Below are 21,402 nucleotides of genomic sequence, written 5' to 3'. Positions count from 1 at the left end.
GTGGTTAACTATATTATTCGCGCTCGGAGTTGGCTGGGTAGTCGCTGCTTCATTGACGTCCCTTAACCTCGTGTTAGGGAGACTGATGAAGGGGAGGAAAGTCCGGGCTCCATAGAGCAGGGTGCCAGGTAACGCCTGGGGGGCGCAAGCCTACGACAAGTGCAGCAGAGAGAAAACCGCCGATGGCCTTCGGGCACAGGTAAGGGTGAAAGGGTGCGGTAAGAGCGCACCGTGCGACTGGTAACAGTTCGTAGCAAGGTAAACTCCACCCGGAGCAAGACCAAATAGGCTTCCACATAGCGTTGCTCGCGTTAGGAAGCGGGTAGGTTGCTTGAGCCAGTGAGTGATTGCTGGCCTAGACGAATGGCTACCGCCGCGCAAGCGGAACAGAACCCGGCTTATGATGCCGACTCCACCTATTCTAAACCCATCATAGCTCTCGAGTTATGATGGGTTTTTTGCTTTATATTGACTCAGCCGATGCTAAAAGCTTTAAACTTAGCGTAATGTCACGTCTTAGATAAGTTAATGGTTAGCAGCAGTGTCGGAAATCAGTACACTAAACAGACACAAGCCGTTAGGCGAAATGAGAATATTATGACTGAATCATTCCAACATATTTCTGTGCTTTTGCATGAATCCATCGATGGTTTGGCCATTAAGCCAGACGGTACCTATATTGATGGTACTTTTGGTCGCGGTGGTCATAGTCGGACAATTTTATCTAAGCTTGGGCCAAATGGTCGTCTGTTTAGTATCGACCGTGATCCGCAAGCAATTGCCGAGGCGCAAAAAATTGATGATCCGCGCTTTACTATCGTACATGGCCCGTTTTCAGGTATTGCTGAATACGCAGAGCGTTACGATTTAGTCGGAGAAGTTGATGGCGTACTGTTTGATTTAGGTGTGTCGTCACCTCAACTTGATGATGCAGAACGTGGGTTTAGCTTTATGAAAGATGGCCCACTGGATATGCGCATGGATCCAACATCAGGTATCCCTGTATCAGAATGGTTAGTGAATGCTGATTTAGATGATATCACGTGGGTAATTCGCGAGTTTGGCGAAGATAAGCATGCTCGTCGTATTGCGAAGGCGATTGTGGCTTATAGAGAAAATGAAGAAAATGAACCATTGACTCGTACTAGTCAGTTAGCCAAATTGATCTCTGATGCAGCCCCAAAAAGCTTCAAAGAGAAGAAACATCCAGCCACTCGCTCATTCCAAGCGTTTCGTATCTATATCAATAGTGAACTTGAAGAAATTGATAAAGCTCTTAACGGTGCAATGAACGTGCTAGCGAAAGAAGGACGTTTGTCGGTAATCAGCTTCCACTCTCTGGAAGACCGTATGGTGAAACGTTTTATGCGTAAAGAGAGTAAAGGGCCGCAAGTGCCTCATGGTATCCCAATGACGGAAGACCAAATTAAAGCGCTTGGAAGTGCTAACCTTAAAACGGTTGGTAAAGCGATTAAACCTAGTGAATCTGAAGTGGAAGTGAATCCTCGTTCTCGTAGTTCTGTATTAAGGATTGCGGAAAAACTGTAGATTGCGAAAATAAACGGTAATTATGTCTCAAACTACTCCTAATCTTGCAAAATTAATTTTGATCGATTTGCTGACAGTCGGTCGAGTGCCTCTCATTATATTGGTTCTGATATTTGCCAGTGCCATGGGAGTAGTTTTAACAACACATGATACTCGCCAAGCGGTTTCTCGTTTAGACCGAGTGCAGAGTGAACGACTTCGACTCGATAATGAGTGGCGCAACTTAATCATTGAAGAAACTGCACTAGCGGAACATAGTCGTGTGCAAGACATCGCCCAAAATCAGCTGGACATGAAACGTCCGGATGCAGACAAAGAAGTAGTGATTAATATCAAATGAAGAAACCGTCTAAATCGAAGAAGGCTCAGTCAGCACCCGCAAAGAAAACGTCATCTCAGCAATCTGCCATTTTTATTCGATGGCGTTTTTATCTTATCTTATTTTTTATCTTTCTCGCTTTTGCCACTTTGGTGGGGAGAGCCGCCTATATTCAGATTATCGAACCCGATAATTTAATTCATCAAAGTGATTTACGTACTGTTCGCGCTAAAACGATTCACTCAGCCCGTGGCATTATTTCTGATCGTAATGGTGAAGCATTAGCAGTTTCTGTCCCGGTTGACGCTGTATGGGCTAACCCTGCCATCATAATGAAAAAAGGGGCTCTAAAGGATAAAGATCGTTGGTATGCGCTCGCTGATGTGCTTAATCTTGACCGTGAAGGGTTAATCAACAAAATTCGAAATAGTAAAAATGATAAGGACGAACCTCGTCAATTTATCTATTTGCAGCGTCAAGTAAATGCGGCAATGGCCAATTATATTCGCCAGTTAAAGCTCCCTGGGGTTGGTCTAAAAGCCGAGTCGAGACGTTATTATCCCGCTGGGGAAGTGAGTGCTCATACGGTAGGAGTTACCGGTATTGATGGGCATGGTTTAGAAGGGGTTGAGCGCAGTTACGATAAATGGCTCACTGGAGAAGCCGGTAAACGGATTATTCGTAAAGACCGTTACGGACATGTTGTTGAAAATATTTCACTGGAGAAAAGTGAAGCAGGTAAACCCCTAACATTGACTATCGACCAGCGAATTCAAGCCATTGCTTTTCGAGCGGTGAAACAGGCCATGGCTGATTATCGAGCGACCTCTGCATCAGCGGTGATGGTGGACGTCAAAACCGGCGAAGTGCTGGCGATGGTAAATGCCCCATCTTATAACCCGAACAACCGCGCTGATTACCAAAGTTATAAAATGCGTAACCGGGTGATTACCGATGCTTTTGAACCAGGCTCGACAGTGAAACCTTTTGTTGTACTCGCTGCTCTCGAAAACGGAGTTGCGGATGAACACACCATTATTGATGTAGGTAACGGTACTATGCGTATAGGTGGCGCTCGTGTTCGAGATTCGGATCGTATTGTTGGCGGTAAAGCATCGCTGCAAATGATCTTGAAAAAATCGAGTAACGTCGGGGTGTCTAAACTATCACTGCGTATGCCAATTGAAGCGTTATTAGGCATGTATAACTCAGTAGGATTGGGGGAAACGTCAGGTCTAAACCTACCCGGTGAAAGTACGGGGATTTTCCCAACCCGTACACGTTGGTCTGATTTTGAAAGAGCCACCATTGCGTTTGGTTATGGATTGGCGATTACTCCTATTCAATTAGCTCATGCTTATGCGACATTGGGAAATATGGGTAAATATCAGCCATTACATTTAATTGAAGGGCATCGCCAAGCCAATTTAGAACATCAAGTTGCTGATCCTAAATATGTTCGTGAAGTCTTGGATATGTTGGAAACGGTTACCCAACCAGGTGGTACTGCTGTTAAAGCCGCTGTGCCGGGATATCGTATTGCGGCCAAAACCGGGACCTCGCGTAAAGCGATTGCTGGTGGCTATAGTGACGAATATTTTGCCTATACCGCAGGGGTCGCGCCAGTGAGCAATCCACGATTATCTTTAGTGGTGATGGTTAATGAACCGCAAGGGGATTCTTATTATGGTGGTGCGGTTGCTGGTCCCGTCTTCGGCGAGATAATGAAAGGTGCGCTGCAGATTTTAAATATCGCACCAGATGAGAACAAAGTTACAGACGATCAAAAATAGATAAGTGTGGATATTATGAGAAACACGGGGAAAGCGCTTTCGAGTCTTTTATCTCCATGGCTAGTCATGGAACCGTCTACTGCCACTCAAGTTCAGGTGACAGCATTACATTTAGACAGTCGCCAAGTCCAACCCGGCGACACTTTTGTCGCTGTCATTGGTCACTCCGTCGATGGTCGTCAGTTTATCGACACTGCGGTGAATCAAGGAGCCAATGCTGTTATTGCTCAAGCAGACGACGACATTCACCCTCACGGTTTTGTCACAGAGCACAACCAAACTCCGGTGATATATGTTGAGCATCTTAATGAGCATCTGTCCGAACTAGGGGCGCGTTTATACGGTGAACATCATAACAAACCCATTGCAGTAACAGGAACTAACGGCAAAACAACGATAACGCAGCTTATTGCCCAATGGTTAACACTCGTGGGTAAAAAAGCGGCTGTGATGGGAACCACCGGTAATGGATTTCTTGACTCTCTGAAAACGGCGAAGAATACCACAGGTAGTGCGTTAGACATTCAAGAGCAACTATTTGAACTCGCACAGCAAGGCGCTGAATATACAGCACTAGAGGTCTCGTCACATGGTTTAGTTCAAGGGCGCGTTAGAGTGTTGCCTTTTGCTGCGAGTGTATTCACCAATTTAAGTCGTGACCATCTTGATTATCATGGCACGATGGAAGCTTACGCTAAAGCCAAGCAATCACTCTTTACCGAGCATCACTGTGAAGCGGCCATTATTAATAGCGATGATGCAATTGGTCACCAGTGGCTTAATGAAATACCGAATGCCATTGGTGTGTCATTGTATCAAAAACCTGCAACTGATAAATTCGTTTGGGCAACTCAAGTTGAGTATGTTGATAGTGGTATTAGTATGCAGGTTGAAGGTACTTGGGGCCAAGGAACACTGACGGTGCCTTTGATTGGCGAGTTTAATGCTTCTAATGTCTTACTCGCCTATACGTGTTTGCTTTCATTGGGTTTTTCTGCTCAGCAATTATTGAGTACGGCTCCGAAATTACAACCTGTCATTGGACGCATGGAGCTATTTCAACACCCTGCCAAGGCAAAAGTGGTGGTCGATTATGCCCATACTCCAGATGCACTAGAAAAAGCGTTACAGGCACTGCGTGTGCATTGCAAAGGTAAACTTTTTTCTATCGTGGGTTGCGGTGGTGACCGTGATTCAGGTAAGCGCCCGATGATGGCTCAAATTGCGGAGCAGTATGCCGATAGCGTCGTGCTTACTGATGATAACCCGCGCAGCGAATCTCCTGAGCAAATCATTCAAGATATGCAAGCAGGTCTGGCTCATCCAGAGCATGTTTTGGTTGAACATGATCGTTTCAAAGCCATAGCACTAGCACTTTCTCATTCAACCAAAGACGACATTATTCTTGTGGCGGGTAAGGGCCATGAGGATTACCAAATTTTAGCGGACAGAACGATACATTATTCTGACCGTGAATCGGCACAAACCTTGTTGGAGTTAACCGCATGATAACGATGACATTAAGTACCATCGCTGCAGAATTAAATGGTGAATTAATTGGTCAAGACTGCGAAATTAAAACGGTATCGACGGATACTCGTTATATTGAAGGTCAGTCGTTATTTATCGCATTAGTGGGTGAACGTTTTGACGCGCATGACTTTGTTGCTCAGGCTCAAGAGAATGGTGCTGCAGCTTTATTGGTGTCAAGAAAAGTGGCATCGTCACTTCCACAGGTGTTAGTGACTGACACTAAACAAGCGTTAGGTCAGCTAGGGGCTTATGTACATCAACAATGTGCAACCCCAACGATTGCAATTACTGGGAGTTGTGGGAAAACAACTGTTAAAGAGATGGTCGCAAGTATTTTGTCTGAAAAAGGGAAAGTGCTATTTACGTCCGGGAATTTTAATAATGATATTGGCGTGCCTTTAACCTTACTGCGCTCCACCCCTGAAGATGACTACGCAGTGATCGAACTTGGCGCGAACCATATTGGAGAGATTCAATATACGGTGTCACTTGTTCAACCTGATATTGCGTTGGTTAACAACGTTGCCGCTGCTCATCTTGAAGGTTTCGGCTCGATTGATGGGGTGAAGCAAGCCAAAGGTGAGATCTACTCTGGGTTAAAAGCCGGGAGCTGTGCTGTTGTGAACCTAGATAGCAATGGTGGTGATCGATGGAAAGCGACGCTGGCCAATAAAAAAGTAAAAACTTTTTCCATTACCGATCACAATGCTGACTTTTACGCTCAAAATATCAGGCTTAATGAAGATGGAAGAGCTAGCTTTACTCTGGTTACTCCAAAGCAGCAAGTACCTGTCACACTTGGCATTATAGGTAAACATAATGTCGCGAATGCATTAGCTGCTACCATTTTAGCGACTGAGATGGGCGCAAGCATTGAAAATGTCGTGACTGGTCTTGCCAACATTACGCCAGTAAAAGGGCGTGTCGCGGTATCAATGTTAACTGACAAAATTAAGTTGATTGATGACAGCTATAACGCCAGCGTTCCTGCAATGAAAGCGGCCGTAGATTTGTTGGGTGGTTTCCCATCTATGCGCTGGTTAATTTTAGGCAATATGGCGGAATTAGGTGAGGAAAGTCTTGCACTTCATCGTCAAGTCGGTGAACATGCTGCACCATTCAAGTTTGAGCATGTCTTGACCTATGGTCAGGATACAAGAGTGATCAGTGACGTTTGCCAGGGTAAACATTTTGACACTCATGAAGATATGATTTTATACATCAAGCAGCAACTCGAAAAATACAACGATCAAACTCATACCTTATTGATCAAGGGTGCCTTGAGCTCAAGTATGGGAAAAGTTGTTGCTGCGCTTAAGGAGATATTCTGATGATTATTTGGCTTTCGGAGTTACTCCAGCCATATTTTTCTTTTTTCCGTTTGTTTGAATACCTATCTTTTCGGGCGATAGTAAGTATTTTGACTGCCTTGTCTCTCTCTTTGTGGATGGGGCCTCGTTTAATTAAGCGGTTACAGTTATTACAGATTGGTCAGGTCGTTCGTAACGACGGGCCTGAGTCCCATTTTAGTAAACGTGGTACGCCAACAATGGGCGGTATCATGATTCTTGCTGCCATTACCATTACTGTTCTGTTGTGGACTGATTTATCTAACCCTTATGTATGGGCGGTACTGGCAGTATTACTCGGCTATGGGGCGGTCGGTTTTGTCGACGATTATCGTAAGGTCGTGCGCAAAAATACCGATGGTTTGATCGCGCGCTGGAAATATTTTTGGCAATCATCAATCGCGCTTGTGGTGGCATTTGCACTTTATGCCTATGGTCATGACACGTCAGCGACTCAATTGGTGGTGCCATTTTTCAAAGAAGTTATGCCACAGCTTGGTTTAATGTACATCGTACTCACTTACTTTGTCATTGTAGGGACGAGTAATGCGGTGAACTTGACTGATGGGCTAGATGGTTTAGCCATTATGCCGACGGTATTAGTCTCTGCCGGCTTTGCTGTTATTGCTTGGGCTACCGGCAATGTGAACTTTGCTAATTACCTTCATATTCCTTATGTACCTAATGCTTCTGAACTCGTAGTGGTTTGTACTGCGATTGTCGGAGCTGGGTTAGGCTTTTTATGGTTTAACACTTACCCAGCTCAGGTGTTTATGGGCGATGTTGGCTCATTAGCGCTAGGTGGTGCTCTTGGTATCATCGCTGTTTTAGTTCGCCAAGAATTCGTCTTGGTTATTATGGGCGGTGTGTTTGTGATGGAAACCTTGTCTGTGATTTTACAGGTAGGTTCATACAAACTTCGAGGTCAGCGTATTTTCCGTATGGCGCCAATCCACCATCACTATGAACTTAAAGGCTGGCCAGAGCCTCGCGTTATTGTGCGATTCTGGATTATTTCAATCGTTTTAGTTTTGATTGGTTTAGCGACTTTGAAAGTACGTTAATCCGTTCGAGGAGCAAGAAAATAAAATGGACCGTTGGCAAGGCATTCAGCATGTTGTGGTCGTAGGGCTCGGTATGACCGGGCTCTCAGTCGTTAATTACCTCTCAAAATATCATCCGGAAGTGACGGTGAAGGTAATCGATACGCGTGAAACACCGCCTGGTATCGATAGACTTGATGACCATATTCCTCTGCACCATGGGAGTTGGAATCTCGAATGGCTATTGTCTGCCGATCTCGTGGTTACGAATCCTGGTATTGCGCTTGCTACCCATGAAATTCAGCAAGTATTACAAGCTGGCATTCCTGTTGTTGGCGATATTGAACTGTTTGCTTGGCATGTTAATAAACCCGTGATAGCTATTACCGGATCAAATGGTAAAAGTACTGTGACGGATTTAACGGGCGTGATGGCCAATGCCAGTGGCATAAAGACTGCGATAGGTGGCAATATCGGTGTGGCAGCATTGGATTTACTTGAGCAAGATGCTGAACTCTATGTGCTTGAGTTATCAAGCTTTCAATTAGAAACAACCTCATCTTTAGAGCTTGTCGCTGCCGCGTTCCTGAATTTATCTGAAGATCATATGGACAGATACAACAGCAGTCTGCAAGCGTATCGTGTTGCTAAATTACGTATCTTTGATCATGCCAAAATTGCGGTGGTGAATGCCGATGATCCGCAAACATTTCCTGAATCTTCTATTGCTGATGTTCTTTCCTTTGGTCTCGATAACCCAGCTAATTATGGTGAAGAACTCAAAGATGGACATATGTGGCTAATGGCAAAAGGCCACCCTGTAGTGGCCATTTCTGAGCTAAGCTTAGTTGGACGCCATAATGTGGCAAATGTTCTTACCGTATTAGCATTACTTGATGCAGCTCACATCGATTATACCCCCGCGTTAGAGACACTGAAGTCTTACACTGGACTGACACATCGATGCCAAGTGGTTGCGGATAATCAGGGTATAAAATGGGTTAACGATTCGAAAGCGACAAATGTAGCTAGCACGTTGGCAGCACTGTCTGGATTACAACTTAAAGGCAAGCTGTACTTGTTAGTGGGTGGGGTTGGTAAAGGGGCGGATTTTTCACCTCTAAAACCTGCATTAGCCGCTCTTCCGCTGCAACTATGCTGTTTTGGTCGAGATGGTGAGCAATTTATGTCTTTGCATCCTTCAGCTAAATCATTCGAATCCATGGAAGTCATCATTAAAGCGATACGTCCAGAACTAAAATCTGGAGATATGGTGTTGCTGTCTCCAGCCTGTGCGAGTTTTGATCAGTTTAATAGCTTCATGCATCGAGGTGAGGTTTTTGCTTCACTTGCAGAGCAGTATGCGTAATAAAAGGTAAGTGTCTTGGTGTTATCCAAACCGTGGAACAAATTTTGGCATTGGCTAAAAACGCCATCTCCAGAAGCGCTGTTTGATCGTCAATTGGTCTGGATAGCATTAGGGCTAATGCTGATTGGCTTAGTGATGGTAACATCCGCATCGTTTCCGATCAGCTCACGCCTGACTCATCAGCCGTTCCATTTTATGTTTCGGCATGCACTGTTTTTGCTGTTATCCATAATTACATCATCCGTCGTGCTGCAGATACCAATGGCTAAGTGGATGAAATACAGCTCAGCGATGTTGGCAGTTTCATTCTTTTTATTAGTGGTGGTATTGGTTGCGGGACACTCGGTAAATGGCGCTTCACGTTGGATTCCTTTAGGCTTATTTAACTTGCAGCCTGCTGAGGTGGCGAAGCTATCACTATTCCTGTTCATGGCGGGCTATTTAGTCCGAAAACAGGACGAAGTTCGTGAAACCTTCTTTGGCGGCTTTATGAAGCCAATTATGGTGTTTGGCACACTTGCGGTGTTGCTATTAGGACAGCCGGATTTAGGTACTGTGGTCGTCATGCTCGTAACGCTATTTGGTATGTTATTCATTGCTGGAGCTAAACTGACTCAGTTTATCTCGTTAATGGTGGCGGGTATTTTAGCTGTTGTGGCTCTCATTGCAGCAGAGCCGTACCGTATTCGCCGTGTGACGTCGTTTTGGGACCCTTGGGAAGATCCATTTGGTAGTGGCTATCAGTTAACTCAGTCACTTATGGCGTTTGGTCGTGGTGAGTGGTTTGGCCAAGGGTTAGGAAATTCAGTACAAAAATTAGAGTATTTACCAGAAGCTCACACCGATTTTGTGTTCGCAGTGTTAGGTGAAGAACTCGGTTTTGTCGGCGTAGTTTTAGTACTTATGCTGATTTTTAGTTTGGTGCTTAAAGCGATTTTCATTGGTAAAAAAGCCTTTGAACACAAACAAGATTTTGGCGGCTATTTAGCATTTGGGATTGGTATCTGGTTTGCGTTCCAGACACTGGTTAACGTGGGTGCAGCAGCCGGTATAGTGCCAACCAAAGGTTTAACCTTGCCCTTGATCAGTTATGGTGGTTCAAGTTTGATTATCATGTCTGTGGCGGTATCGATTCTATTGCGTATCGACTACGAATGTCGTTTGCAAAGTCTCCAAAAAGTAGAAGAAACAACGATAGATGAAGAAAAATAAACGTTTAATGGTAATGGCTGGTGGGACGGGAGGACATGTTTTCCCGGGGCTAGCGGTTGCTAAACAATTACAAGACCAAGGTTGGGAAATCCGTTGGTTAGGTACTGCTGATCGTATGGAAGCAGACTTAGTACCAAAGCACGGAATTGACATTGATTTTATTCGCGTGAAAGGATTACGCGGTCAAGGATTCCTGCGCTTACTAAAAGCACCATTTCAAATTGTGAATGCAGTACGTCAAGCTCGCGCCCATATGAAACGCTGGCAGCCTGACGCAGTGCTTGGCATGGGTGGCTATGTGAGCGGTCCCGGCGGTATTGCTGCATGGTTAATGGGTATTCCAGTTGTGTTGCATGAACAGAACGCAGTTGCAGGCCTGACTAACAAATGGTTGGCTAAGGTTGCTACCAAAGTGTTTCAGGCATTCAAAGGAGCATTTCCTAACGTCCCTGTCGTGGGTAACCCAGTGCGCAGTGATGTTGTGTCTATTGCTTCTCCAGAGGAACGTTTTGCCGATAGAAATGGTCCTATTCGCATTTTAGTGATGGGGGGCAGCCAAGGTGCTCGCATCTTGAATCAAACGATGCCAGAGGTCATGGCGTTGCTAGGCGATGGTTATGAAATTCGCCACCAAGCTGGTAAAAATAATCAACCAAGTGTTGAACAAGGCTACCAAACACTAGGGGTCAAGAACGCCAGTGTGACCGAATTTATCGATGATGTGGCAAGCGAGTATGCTTGGGCTGACGTGTTAGTTTGTCGCTCAGGCGCTTTGACCGTATCTGAAGTATCAGCTGCAGGGGTGGGGGCTATTTTTGTTCCCTTCATGCACAAAGACAGACAGCAGGCATTAAATGCCGATCACTTAGTGGAATCCGGTGCTGCACTGATGATCGAACAGCCTGATTTAAGTGCTGAAAAAATGGCAAGCGCGATTCAAAAGCTCGATCGCAGCGCACTTAAATCTATGGCGATTAAAGCTCGTCAAGCGGCAAAAATTGATGCGGATAAAGTTGTGGCAGATGCCATCATCGCACTAAGTGACAATTGAGAAAAAATTCATGACAGTTAAACATACTCCAGACTTAGCTCAGATTAGAGCAATCATCCCTGAAATGCGTCGTGTTAAATGCATTCACTTTGTTGGTATTGGTGGCGCAGGAATGAGCGGTATCGCCGAGGTTCTTCTTAATGAAGGTTACCAGATTACGGGGTCTGATATTGCTGAGAATGCGGTGACGCAGCGTCTAACTGAAAAAGGCGCTTACATCCATATTGGTCATGCGGCTGAAAACATTGATCAGGCGAGTGTTGTTGTGGTCTCTACTGCGATTAATGAGAGCAACCCGGAAGTATCCGCGGCTCGTGAAAAACGTATTCCAGTAGTACGTCGTGCTGAAATGTTGGCTGAATTAATGCGTTATCGCCATGGTATTGCTGTAGCCGGAACACATGGTAAAACCACCACAACAGCACTTGTCACTCAAATTTATAATGAAGCTGGCTTAGATCCTACCTTTGTTAACGGTGGTTTGGTGAAAAGTGCAGGTACAAATGCGCGTTTAGGTTCAAGTCGAATCCTGATTGCTGAAGCTGATGAAAGCGATGCGTCATTTTTGTACCTACAGCCTATGGTGACAATTGTAACTAACATCGAAGCTGATCATATGGATACATATGGTGGTAATTTTGAAACCTTGAAGCAAACCTTTGTGGATTTTCTTCATAACTTACCTTTTTATGGTCAAGCTATGATGTGCATTGACGATCCTGTTGTGCGCGAGTTAATTCCACGAGTCAGCCGCCAAGTGATTACCTATGGATTTTCGGAAGATGCTGATGTTAGGATTGAAAACTATCGTCAAGAAGGTCAACAAGGTAAATTTACAGTGGTACGTCAAGGACGTGATAACTTAGATATAACCTTAAATATCCCTGGACGTCATAATGCACTTAATGCGTCTGCTGCCATTGCAGTGGCAACCGAAGATGATATTAGTGATGAAGCCATTCTTCGCGCCATGGAAAGCACACAGGGCACCGGGCGACGTTTCGATCAGCTTGGAGAGTTTGAAACTGGCCATGGTAAAGCTATGCTAGTTGATGACTATGGACATCACCCAACAGAAGTTGGTGTGACTATTAAGGCAGCACGTAATGGATGGCCTGATAAACGTCTAGTGATGATCTTTCAGCCGCATCGTTATACACGAACTCGCGATTTATATGATGATTTTGCTAACGTTTTAGAACAAGTTGACGTGCTACTTATGTTGGATGTATACCCAGCAGGCGAAAAACCAATATCAGGTGCTGATGGGCGCTCTTTATGTCGGACGATTCGCAGTCGAGGTAAAGTTGACCCCATTTTTGTTCCAGATAGCCATACTTTACCGTCGGTATTAGCAAATGTATTACAAGATGGTGACTTAGTATTGACTCAAGGGGCTGGGGATATAGGCAAAGTAGCTAAACAATTAGCTGCATTGCAATTAAACATCGAAAAGATGCAACAAAACTAAGATAAGTTATATGGTTTCGGTTTATTTGCTGCTCATCTTTGTATCAATCGCAGATTTCTTTATAACAGTGTTTGATACTTTTAATGACCTCAGTATAATCCGAAAGTTACAGCTAATGATTTTACCTCTATTACAATTAAAAATAGGGAATTAAATTGCCAGTCGTTAACAGGATAATCGGACTTTGATATATCAAGCTTTAGCCAAAGGCCGTCGACTATCCAGTTCTCCGCTTATGAGACGTCACGCCCCTGGCGGACTGTTTTTACTCGCGGTATTACTGTTGATTGGCATTTTGTTGTACTCAACGGTCAGTTGGATGTGGGATGATCAACGTCTTCCTCTCTCAAAAATCGTATTGCAAGGTGATTTAAAGTACGTGACTCCACAAGACGTACAGCACGCTTTCGGACAGTTAGATCATATTGGCACTTTTATGTCGCAGAATATTGATGACTTACAGAAAAGCGTCGAAAGCATCCCTTGGGTGGAACATGCTTCTATTCGCAAGCAGTGGCCCGATACGATCAAAGTCTTTCTGACCGAATATCATGTTACCGCTTTCTGGAACGGTAACGCTTTACTAAATGGTAAAGGAAAAGTGTTTCACGGTGACGTTTCCTTAGTCAAAGATGAGCACGTTAAGCTGTATGGACCTAAAGGGACCGCTCCTGAGGTTCTAAAAGTATGGCAGAAATATAATCCAGAATTTAAGCAATTAGGTTTACACATATCTTCATTGCTGCTTAATGAACGCCGCGCATGGCAAATTATTTTAGATAACGGCATTCGTTTAGAATTGGGTAAAGAATCGTTAGACGAACGTATTCAACGATTCTTTTTACTGTACAAAAAATTAGGCGATAGCGTTGAGCGTATCAGTTATATAGACCTACGCTATGATACAGGAGCCGCTGTAGGCTGGATTCCTGAGCAAGAGTTAACACAAGAGAAGGCTGATGACTAAAACTGCCGAAGACAACCTCATTGTTGGTTTGGACATTGGTACTGCCACCGTATCTGCGTTGGTAGGAGAAGTGCTTCCTGATGGTCAGATTAATATCATTGGTGCGGGTACGAGTCCTTCACGTGGAATGGATAAGGGCGGTGTCAATGATTTGGAGTCGGTCGTAAAATCGGTACAAAGAGCTATCGATCAAGCTGAATTAATGGCGGAATGCCAAATTAGTAATGTTTTTCTTTCGATTTCTGGCAAGCATATTGCAAGTCGTATTGAAAAAGGTATGGGGGCCATTTCTGACGAAGAGGTGACCCAAGACGACATGGATCGTGCTATTCATACCGCTAAATCAATTAAAATTGGTGAAGAGCAGCGAATTTTGCATGTCATTCCGCAAGAATTTACGATTGATTACCAAGAAGGAATTAAAAATCCGCTAGGCTTATCAGGAGTACGCATGGAAGTGAGTGTGCACCTGATCACTTGTCATAATGATATGGCAAGAAACATCATTAAAGCTGTTGAGCGTTGCGGGTTAAAAGTTGAACAATTAGTATATTCAGGTTTAGCAGCAAGTAATGCTGTTATCACCGAAGATGAGCGTGAGCTAGGTGTGTGCGTGGTTGATATTGGCGCGGGCACCATGGATATCGCAGTTTGGACCGGTGGAGCATTGCGACATACAGAAGTGTTTTCGTATGCAGGTAATGCCGTCACTAGTGATATCGCATTTGCCTTTGGTACTCCGGTCAGTGACGCGGAAGAAATCAAAGTCAAATATGGCTGTGCTTTAAGTGAACTGGTTAGTAAAGATGATACGGTGAACGTTCCGAGTGTCGGTGGTCGCCCATCAAGAAGTTTACAAAGACAAACCTTGTCGGAAGTGATTGAGCCTCGCTACACTGAATTAATGGGTATGGTTAATCAGACGATTGATTCGGTGCAAGAACAATTGCGTAAGGATGGTATAAAGCATCACCTTGCTGCAGGGATTGTTTTGACTGGCGGTGCTGCGCAAATCGAAGGATTAGTTGAGTGTGCGGAACGCGTATTCCGCAATCAAGTAAGAGTAGGCAAACCACTCGAAGTGAGTGGCCTTACTGATTACGTTAAAGAGCCGTATCATTCTACGGCAGTGGGTTTACTTCATTATGCAAGAGATGTGCAGATGAGTGATGAGACGGATTATCAGGAGCCTAAACGCCAGATTCCGTCTTCAAGCCTCTTCAGTCGCTTGCGTAATTGGATACAAAAAGAGTTTTAACCTGAGTTGCAGGAAAAACGGAGATAACACATGTTTGAACCGATGATGGAAATGTCTGACGATGCTGTAATTAAAGTCGTTGGGGTTGGTGGTGGCGGCGGTAATGCCGTAGAACACATGGTGCGTGAGTCCATCGAAGGCGTGGAATTCATCAGTATCAATACAGATGCACAAGCACTTCGCAAGGCCAGCGTTAGCACTGTCATTCAAATTGGTGGCGACATCACAAAAGGTTTGGGTGCGGGTGCAAACCCTCAAGTTGGACGTGATGCAGCTCTCGAAGATAAAGATCGCATTAAAGAAGTTCTAACTGGTGCCGATATGGTATTTATCGCAGCTGGTATGGGCGGTGGTACAGGTACTGGTGCTGCTCCAGTGATCGCTGAAGTTGCTAAAGACCTAGGTGTATTAACTGTCGCTGTTGTGACTAAACCATTTAGCTTTGAAGGTAAGAAACGCTTATCTTTCGCGGAGCAAGGAATTGAAGAGCTTTCTAAGCATGTTGACTCTTTGATTACTATTCCTAACGAAAAATTGCTAAAAGTGTTAGGTCGTGGCATTACACTACTTGAAGCTTTTGCTAGCGCGAACGATGTACTGAAAAATGCAGTACAGGGTATTGCTGAGCTGATTACTCGTCCGGGTATGATTAACGTCGACTTTGCTGACGTTCGTACTGTGATGTCAGAAATGGGTCACGCGATGATGGGTAGCGGTGTAGCAAATGGTGAAGATCGTGCGGAAGAAGCGGCGGAAATGGCAATTTCTAGTCCACTTCTAGAAGATATCGATTTGGCTGGCGCTCGTGGTGTTCTGGTTAACATTACTGCTGGTTTGGATATGCGTCTAGATGAGTTTGAAACAGTGGGTAACACCGTTAAAGCTTTCGCATCAGATAACGCAACTGTGGTTATCGGTACTTCACTTGACCCAGATATGGCTGATGAAATCCGAGTTACTGTTGTGGCAACCGGCATCGGCACTGAAAAACGCCCTGACATCACACTAGTCGCTGGTGGCAAAGCAAAAGCTTCTGCTCCAGCACAACCACAGCAACAAGTGGCTGCGAAAGTGGAAGAAAAAGTGGCACAGCCTGTGCAAGAGAAAACGGAAACTCCGGCTTCGACTGCAAACGCTTCTTCTGGTAATCAGAGCACAGCTCCAAAACCAGAGAAAGAAAGTGGGTACTTGGATATTCCAGCATTCCTACGTCGTCAGGCTGATTAAATAATCGCCACAATTTGACACTGTTCAAAATTCTGGTAGGATGACGCTCGGCTCACCTATGAGTCGAGCTTTGTGGCACTAATTTGAGGCAAGTAGATGATCAGACAACGTACTCTGAAAGAAATAGTGAAAACAACTGGGGTGGGATTACACTCTGGTCGTAAAGTCACATTAACTCTTCGCCCTGCTGCTGCAAATACTGGGATTATCTACCGTCGTACCGACTTGAATCCACCAGTTGATTTTCCTGCTAATCCTGAAGACGTTCGCGATACTATGCTGTGTACAGCACTAGTGAACGATGAAGGTGTGCGCATCTCCACGGTTGAACACTTAAGTTCAGCATTGTCTGGGATGGGAATTGACAACCTGATTGTTGAAGTTGATGCACCAGAAATCCCAATCATGGATGGCAGCGCGAGTCCATTTGTGTTCCTTCTACAACAAGCGGGTGTAGAAGAACTCAATGCGCCAAAACGTTTCATCCGTGTTAAGAAACCAGTTCGTATCGAAGATGGTGATAAGTGGGTAGAAATTCTTCCCCACAATGGTTTCAAAATGGATTTCGAGATTGAATTTAATCACCCTGCTATCGATAGTGATGGGCAGCACATGGTGTTTGATTTTTCTTCTCAAGGTTTTGTGAAAGACATTTCTCGTGCACGTACCTTTGGTTTTATGCGTGATATTGAGTACCTTCAATCACAGAATTTATGTTTAGGTGGTAGCTTTGACTGTGCAATCGTTCTTGATGATTACCGAATCTTGAATGAAGATGGTCTGCGCTTTGACAGTGAATTTGTTACGCACAAAGTATTGGATGCAATTGGCGATTTATATATGTGCGGTCACCCAATTGTTGGGGAATTCCGTGCCTTTAAATCAGGTCATGGTTTGAATAACCAACTATTGCGTGCATTGTTAGCAAATCAAGAAGCTTGGGAATGGGCAACATTCGAAGAAGAAGTTGGTTCTCCGGTAATGTTTGCTGAACCTAATACTGTACTAGCATAATTGAAATAGATTTAAACGGTTGGATTAAACGCTTTTATCTGTTTTAACTGAAAGAATTATTTGAAAAGCCAGACGTAAGTCTGGCTTTTTTGATCCTAAGATTTTTATCTCTTCTTTGCCATATCGGCAAGTCGCTGGAGTCGCTTCTGGATTTTGTCTGGAGCATGTTCAGCCACTGCCAATAAATATCCAGCGGCATCTTCCGAAATTGGGGGGCGTGACTTTGCCTCTTTTTGCGTTTCAACGTCATTGTTCTTAATTCGGTAAATCGCTGGGTTTATGCGTATTTCAATTGAAATTAATTTAGCAAATCCATGATTTCGCAATTGATTTAGGATATTTAATCGATCACGTTCGATCTTCATTTTTAACCCAGCACTGGCTGCTTCGATCACCAGTTGACCATGGCGAATATTTGCCGCACGAATATGATCTTCTGTCCCTCTCGGCAAGATCTTTTTTAGTGCTTGGTTGATCATTAAGATCTCACCTGCGTGTTCTTGTAGTTTTTTAAAGCGAGACCCATCAACTAACTCAGTTGTTGCGGTCGGTCTATGATCTCTCATTGGGATAATCCTATGATGGTCGTCTTTATTATATAAACATAGCCTATGATCGCATGTCTAATAGCCGTGAGGCTAGTCATTTGTTGATGGCAAAGTTTTAGTCGAAAATATCGTCAAATAACAATAATGAGTCTTGTCCAAACATTACTTGCCGATATGTGCGTTTTTTGCTCATTTATACGGCATTCAAACTGCTCAACTATTGATAGATCAAGTGAAAAACCTTAGGTTAAGTACACAAATTCCCAAGTAAGATCGAAACACAGAGGATTGTTGTTGGTCGTAGGGACAAAAATTCCTTAAACTAGGCGCTACTTATATCTAAATGCCTTGAAAATGAACATTGTCATCACCATATATCAAGACATATGACTTATCTCAGTATCCTTAGTTGATAACAGAAAGAGACTAAAGGCATTAAGAAGTCGATCGATGACGATCTAATTACAGAGAGATCCACAAGAAATGATAACTAAGTTACTGACAAAGGTAATTGGCAGTCGTAATGATCGTACATTGCGTAGCTTGAGAAAGATTGTTAAAGAAATCAATAACTACGAGCCAGCTTTTGAAGCTTACTCCGATGAAGAATTAAAAGCAAAAACTGCAGAATTTCGCCAACGTCTAGAGCAAGGTGAAACTCTAGACCAACTTCTTCCTGAAGCATTTGCAACTGTTCGTGAGGCCTCTAAACGTATTTATGGTATGCGTCACTTTGACGTACAGCTTATTGGTGGAATGGTGCTAAATAGCGGTGAAATCGCTGAAATGCGCACTGGTGAAGGTAAAACCCTTACCGCGACATTGCCTGCCTATCTTAATGCTCTTCCTCAGAAAGGGGTTCATATCGTTACAGTCAATGATTACTTGGCTAAACGTGATGCGGAAACTAACCGTCCTTTATTCGAATTCCTAGGTATGACCGTTGGTGTTAACGTGCCAAACATGCCGCCTCATGAGAAACAACAAGCGTATAAAGCGGATATTCTTTACGGAACAAATAACGAATTTGGTTTCGACTATTTGCGTGACAACATGGCATTTCGTGTTGAAGACCGTGTTCAAGGTGAGCGCTTCTTTGCCATTGTCGATGAAGTTGACTCAATATTAATTGATGAAGCGCGAACTCCTCTTATTATTTCGGGTCCTGCTGAAGACAGTTCAGAGCTGTATGCGCGCATCAATACCCTGATTCCATACCTGAAATTACAAGATCAAGAAGACTCAGAAGAATACCGTGGTGATGGCCACTACACCGTTGATGAGAAATCTAAGCAAGTTTACTTGACTGAAACGGGTCAAGAGTACGTTGAAGAATTACTTGTCACTAACGGTCTAATGGAAGAAGGCGATACGCTATATTCTCCGACCAATATCAGTCTGCTACACCACGTGAATGCAGCGCTGCGTGCTCACGTATTGTTCGAACGTGACGTTGACTACATCGTAAATGAAAAAGGCGAAGTGGTTATCGTTGATGAACATACAGGCCGTACGATGGAAGGTCGTCGTTGGTCTGATGGTTTACACCAAGCGGTAGAAGCAAAAGAAGGCGTAAAAATTCAAAACGAGAACCAGACTCTGGCATCTATTACGTTCCAGAACTATTTCCGTTTGTATGAAAAACTGTCAGGTATGACCGGTACTGCTGATACTGAAGCATTTGAGTTCCAACAAATTTACGGTTTAGAAACCGTGGTTATTCCGACTAACCGCCCAATCCGTCGTATTGATATGCCTGATATGGTTTATCGTACTGAAGCGGAAAAATTTGCTGCAATCATTCAAGATATTCAGAAATGTGTTGAGAAAGGTCAACCTGTTTTGGTTGGTACGGTTTCGATTGAAAAATCAGAGCTGTTATCAAACGCATTGAAGAAAGCTAAGATTAAACACAATGTACTGAACGCTAAATTCCATGAAAAAGAAGCGGAAATTGTAGCAAGTGCTGGTATGCCTGGTGTTGTGACTATTGCAACTAACATGGCAGGTCGTGGTACCGATATTGTATTGGGTGGTAGCTGGCAATCTAAAGTTGAAACTCTGGATGAGCCGACTCAAGAGCAGATCGACAAGATCAAAGCGGAATGGAAAGAAATTCACGAGAAAGTACTAGAAGCGGGTGGTTTACATATCATTGGTACTGAACGTCACGAATCTCGTCGTATCGATAACCAGTTGCGTGGTCGTTCTGGCCGTCAAGGTGACCCAGGTTCAACTCGTTTCTACTTATCGATGGAAGATACTTTATTACGTATCTTTACCTCTGACCGTATGGCCAGCCTAATTCAGAGCGGTATGGAAGAAGGTGAAGCGATTGAAAGTAAAATGCTATCGCGCTCCATTGAAAAAGCTCAGCGTAAAGTAGAAGGTCGTAACTTCGACATTCGTAAACAATTACTTGAATACGATGATGTCGCTAATGATCAACGTAAAGTGGTTTACGAACTACGCGATGCTTTACTTGGCACTGATGATATTAGTGAAATGCTTAATCAACATCGTGAAGACGTACTGCACGCTGTTATTGACCAATTTATTCCGCCACAAAGTTTGGAAGATATGTGGGATATTTCTGGTCTAGAAGAACGCTTGAAAAACGACTTTGATCTAGAACTTCCGATTCAGAAATGGTTAGACGAAGACGATAGTCTTCATGAAGAAACGCTACGTGAACGTGTTGTAGAAGAAGCGGTTCGTGTCTACGGTGAAAAAGAAGAAGCGGTTGGCTCTGAAGTGATGCGCAACTTCGAAAAATCAGTCATGTTGCAAACACTGGATACATTGTGGAAAGAGCACTTGGCTGCGATGGATCATTTGCGTCAAGGTATCCATCTACGTGGTTATGCTCAAAAAGATCCAAAACAAGAGTACAAACGTGAATCGTTTGAACTGTTTGAAGGTCTGCTTGATGCGTTGAAAGCGGATGTCATTATGGTGCTGTCTAAAGTTCGAGTTCAACAACAAGAAGAAGTCGAACGAATGGAAGCTCAGCGTATTGCTCAGGCAGAAGAAGCTGCTCGTTTGGCTAAAGAACATAATGGTGAAATGAGCGAGCAAGATAATGTGAATGATGGACAACCGATCACTCGTGATTATCCAAAAGTTGGCCGTAATGATCCATGCCCATGCGGTAGTGGTAAAAAATACAAACATTGTCACGGTAGAATCACTCACTGATCCTATTGATAAATAAAAAAGAGTCGCTAAGGCGACTCTTTTTTTAGATAAAATGACGTCCCAGATGAGTTTTACGCTTCAATGAGTCGAAGGAAGAATATGAAACGCACGCATATTGTTGCTGGTATTATTTTAAACCCAGCCCAAACACATGTATTTATTACCAAGCGTCCAAGTGATAAACATAAAGGTGGCTTTTGGGAGTTTCCTGGTGGAAAAGTGGAAGCGGGTGAATCTGTTGAAGTAGCAATGAGTCGAGAATTGTTTGAAGAGATTGGCATTGAAGTCACAGCGCAACAGTCTTTCCAACAGTTAGAGTTTGATTATCCTGAGAAGTCACTCAAATTTGATTTTCAAACAATTACTGCTTTTAATCATGAGCCTTATGGAAAAGAAGGGCAGGAAGGCCTTTGGGTCGCAGTCGAATCGTTATCTGATTACACTTTTCCTGAAGCGAATGTGCCAGTTTTAGAGCAAGTGATGAAAGAGTTTTGCTAAGTGC

At 43.8% G+C, this 21,402-nt stretch carries 16 protein-coding genes, 1 other RNA gene and 1 pseudogene; 17 read left to right on the top strand and 1 reads right to left on the bottom strand.

Features of this window, described 5'->3' with window-relative positions:
* Nucleotides 1–25: 25 nt before the first annotated feature.
* The 15 genes and pseudogenes from rnpB to lpxC all read left to right on the top strand — a co-directional run bounded on the left by rnpB (nt 26) and on the right by lpxC (nt 17,154).
* An RNA gene (gene rnpB, locus F9817_RS01105) (RNase P RNA component class A) lies at nt 26–418 on the top strand.
* Nucleotides 419–597: 179 nt separating this feature from the next.
* The gene (gene rsmH / locus F9817_RS01100; protein ID WP_161153107.1) at nt 598–1,548 is read left to right on the top strand and encodes a 16S rRNA (cytosine(1402)-N(4))-methyltransferase RsmH; all 951 of its coding nucleotides are present in this window, start codon (nt 598–600) and stop codon (nt 1,546–1,548) included.
* Between the two features lie 22 nt (nt 1,549–1,570).
* Nucleotides 1,571–1,888 (top strand): cell division protein FtsL, encoded by a 318-nt coding sequence (ftsL, locus tag F9817_RS01095; RefSeq protein ID WP_161153106.1) that lies wholly within the window; start codon nt 1,571–1,573, stop codon nt 1,886–1,888.
* Complete coding sequence (locus tag F9817_RS01090; RefSeq protein WP_161153105.1) at nt 1,885–3,660, top strand: penicillin-binding transpeptidase domain-containing protein; 1,776 nt, start codon at nt 1,885–1,887, stop codon at nt 3,658–3,660. The genes ftsL and F9817_RS01090 overlap by 4 nt, the downstream gene beginning before the upstream one ends.
* Before the next feature lie 15 nt (nt 3,661–3,675).
* Nucleotides 3,676–5,169 carry a UDP-N-acetylmuramoyl-L-alanyl-D-glutamate--2,6-diaminopimelate ligase gene (gene murE, locus F9817_RS01085; RefSeq protein WP_161153104.1) on the top strand — a complete coding sequence of 498 codons (1,494 nt, stop codon included), beginning with the start codon at nt 3,676–3,678 and terminating at the stop codon, nt 5,167–5,169.
* On the top strand, nt 5,166–6,524 hold the full coding sequence (locus tag F9817_RS01080; RefSeq protein ID WP_161153103.1) for a UDP-N-acetylmuramoyl-tripeptide--D-alanyl-D-alanine ligase: 1,359 nt from the start codon (nt 5,166–5,168) through the stop codon (nt 6,522–6,524). Before murE ends, F9817_RS01080 begins: the two co-directional genes overlap by 4 nt.
* Nucleotides 6,524–7,606: a phospho-N-acetylmuramoyl-pentapeptide-transferase gene (gene mraY, locus F9817_RS01075; RefSeq protein ID WP_161153102.1), complete on the top strand. Its 1,083-nt coding sequence runs from the start codon at nt 6,524–6,526 to the stop codon at nt 7,604–7,606. The genes F9817_RS01080 and mraY overlap by 1 nt, the downstream gene beginning before the upstream one ends.
* Nucleotides 7,606–8,954 (top strand): annotated as a pseudogene (gene murD, locus F9817_RS01070) (UDP-N-acetylmuramoyl-L-alanine--D-glutamate ligase). The gene mraY and the pseudogene murD overlap by 1 nt, the downstream one beginning before the upstream one ends.
* Before the next feature lie 15 nt (nt 8,955–8,969).
* Nucleotides 8,970–10,166, top strand: a complete 1,197-nt coding sequence (gene ftsW, locus F9817_RS01065; protein WP_161153100.1) for a cell division protein FtsW — start codon at nt 8,970–8,972, stop codon at nt 10,164–10,166.
* Complete coding sequence (murG, locus tag F9817_RS01060) at nt 10,153–11,217, top strand: undecaprenyldiphospho-muramoylpentapeptide beta-N-acetylglucosaminyltransferase (protein WP_161153099.1); 1,065 nt, start codon at nt 10,153–10,155, stop codon at nt 11,215–11,217. Before ftsW ends, murG begins: the two co-directional genes overlap by 14 nt.
* Before the next feature lie 10 nt (nt 11,218–11,227).
* On the top strand, nt 11,228–12,688 hold the full coding sequence (gene murC / locus F9817_RS01055) for a UDP-N-acetylmuramate--L-alanine ligase (RefSeq protein ID WP_161153098.1): 1,461 nt from the start codon (nt 11,228–11,230) through the stop codon (nt 12,686–12,688).
* Between the two features lie 235 nt (nt 12,689–12,923).
* A complete protein-coding gene (locus tag F9817_RS01050) occupies nt 12,924–13,655 on the top strand; it encodes a cell division protein FtsQ/DivIB (protein ID WP_408063532.1) in 732 nt (243 codons plus the stop codon).
* Nucleotides 13,648–14,913 (top strand): cell division protein FtsA, encoded by a 1,266-nt coding sequence (gene ftsA / locus F9817_RS01045; protein WP_161153096.1) that lies wholly within the window; start codon nt 13,648–13,650, stop codon nt 14,911–14,913. The genes F9817_RS01050 and ftsA overlap by 8 nt, the downstream gene beginning before the upstream one ends.
* A 30-nt stretch (nt 14,914–14,943) precedes the next feature.
* Nucleotides 14,944–16,140, top strand: coding sequence for a cell division protein FtsZ (ftsZ, locus tag F9817_RS01040; RefSeq protein ID WP_161153095.1), 1,197 nt, complete (start codon nt 14,944–14,946; stop codon nt 16,138–16,140).
* 96 nt (nt 16,141–16,236) lie between these two features.
* Nucleotides 16,237–17,154, top strand: a complete 918-nt coding sequence (gene lpxC, locus F9817_RS01035; protein ID WP_161153094.1) for a UDP-3-O-acyl-N-acetylglucosamine deacetylase — start codon at nt 16,237–16,239, stop codon at nt 17,152–17,154.
* Nucleotides 17,155–17,258: 104 nt separating this feature from the next.
* On the opposite strand, the gene F9817_RS01030 is transcribed toward lpxC, so the two are convergent.
* Entirely contained in the window at nt 17,259–17,720 is a 462-nt protein-coding gene (locus F9817_RS01030) for a DUF721 domain-containing protein (RefSeq protein WP_161153093.1), read from the bottom strand.
* A 465-nt stretch (nt 17,721–18,185) separates the two neighbouring features.
* Here F9817_RS01030 and secA point away from each other — a divergent pair, with 465 nt between their 5' ends.
* Together secA and mutT are read left to right on the top strand one after the other, a co-directional pair.
* Nucleotides 18,186–20,900: a preprotein translocase subunit SecA gene (gene secA, locus F9817_RS01025; RefSeq protein ID WP_161153092.1), complete on the top strand. Its 2,715-nt coding sequence runs from the start codon at nt 18,186–18,188 to the stop codon at nt 20,898–20,900.
* A 99-nt stretch (nt 20,901–20,999) separates the two neighbouring features.
* A complete protein-coding gene (gene mutT / locus F9817_RS01020) occupies nt 21,000–21,398 on the top strand; it encodes an 8-oxo-dGTP diphosphatase MutT (RefSeq protein WP_161153091.1) in 399 nt (132 codons plus the stop codon).
* Nucleotides 21,399–21,402 lie beyond the last annotated feature (4 nt).

The organism is Vibrio eleionomae (assembly GCF_009874545.1).
GTDB lineage: Bacteria > Pseudomonadota > Gammaproteobacteria > Enterobacterales > Vibrionaceae > Vibrio > Vibrio nitrifigilis.
Note: the sequence above shows the minus strand (reverse complement) of the source record. Positions and strands in the feature narration are given on the sequence as shown.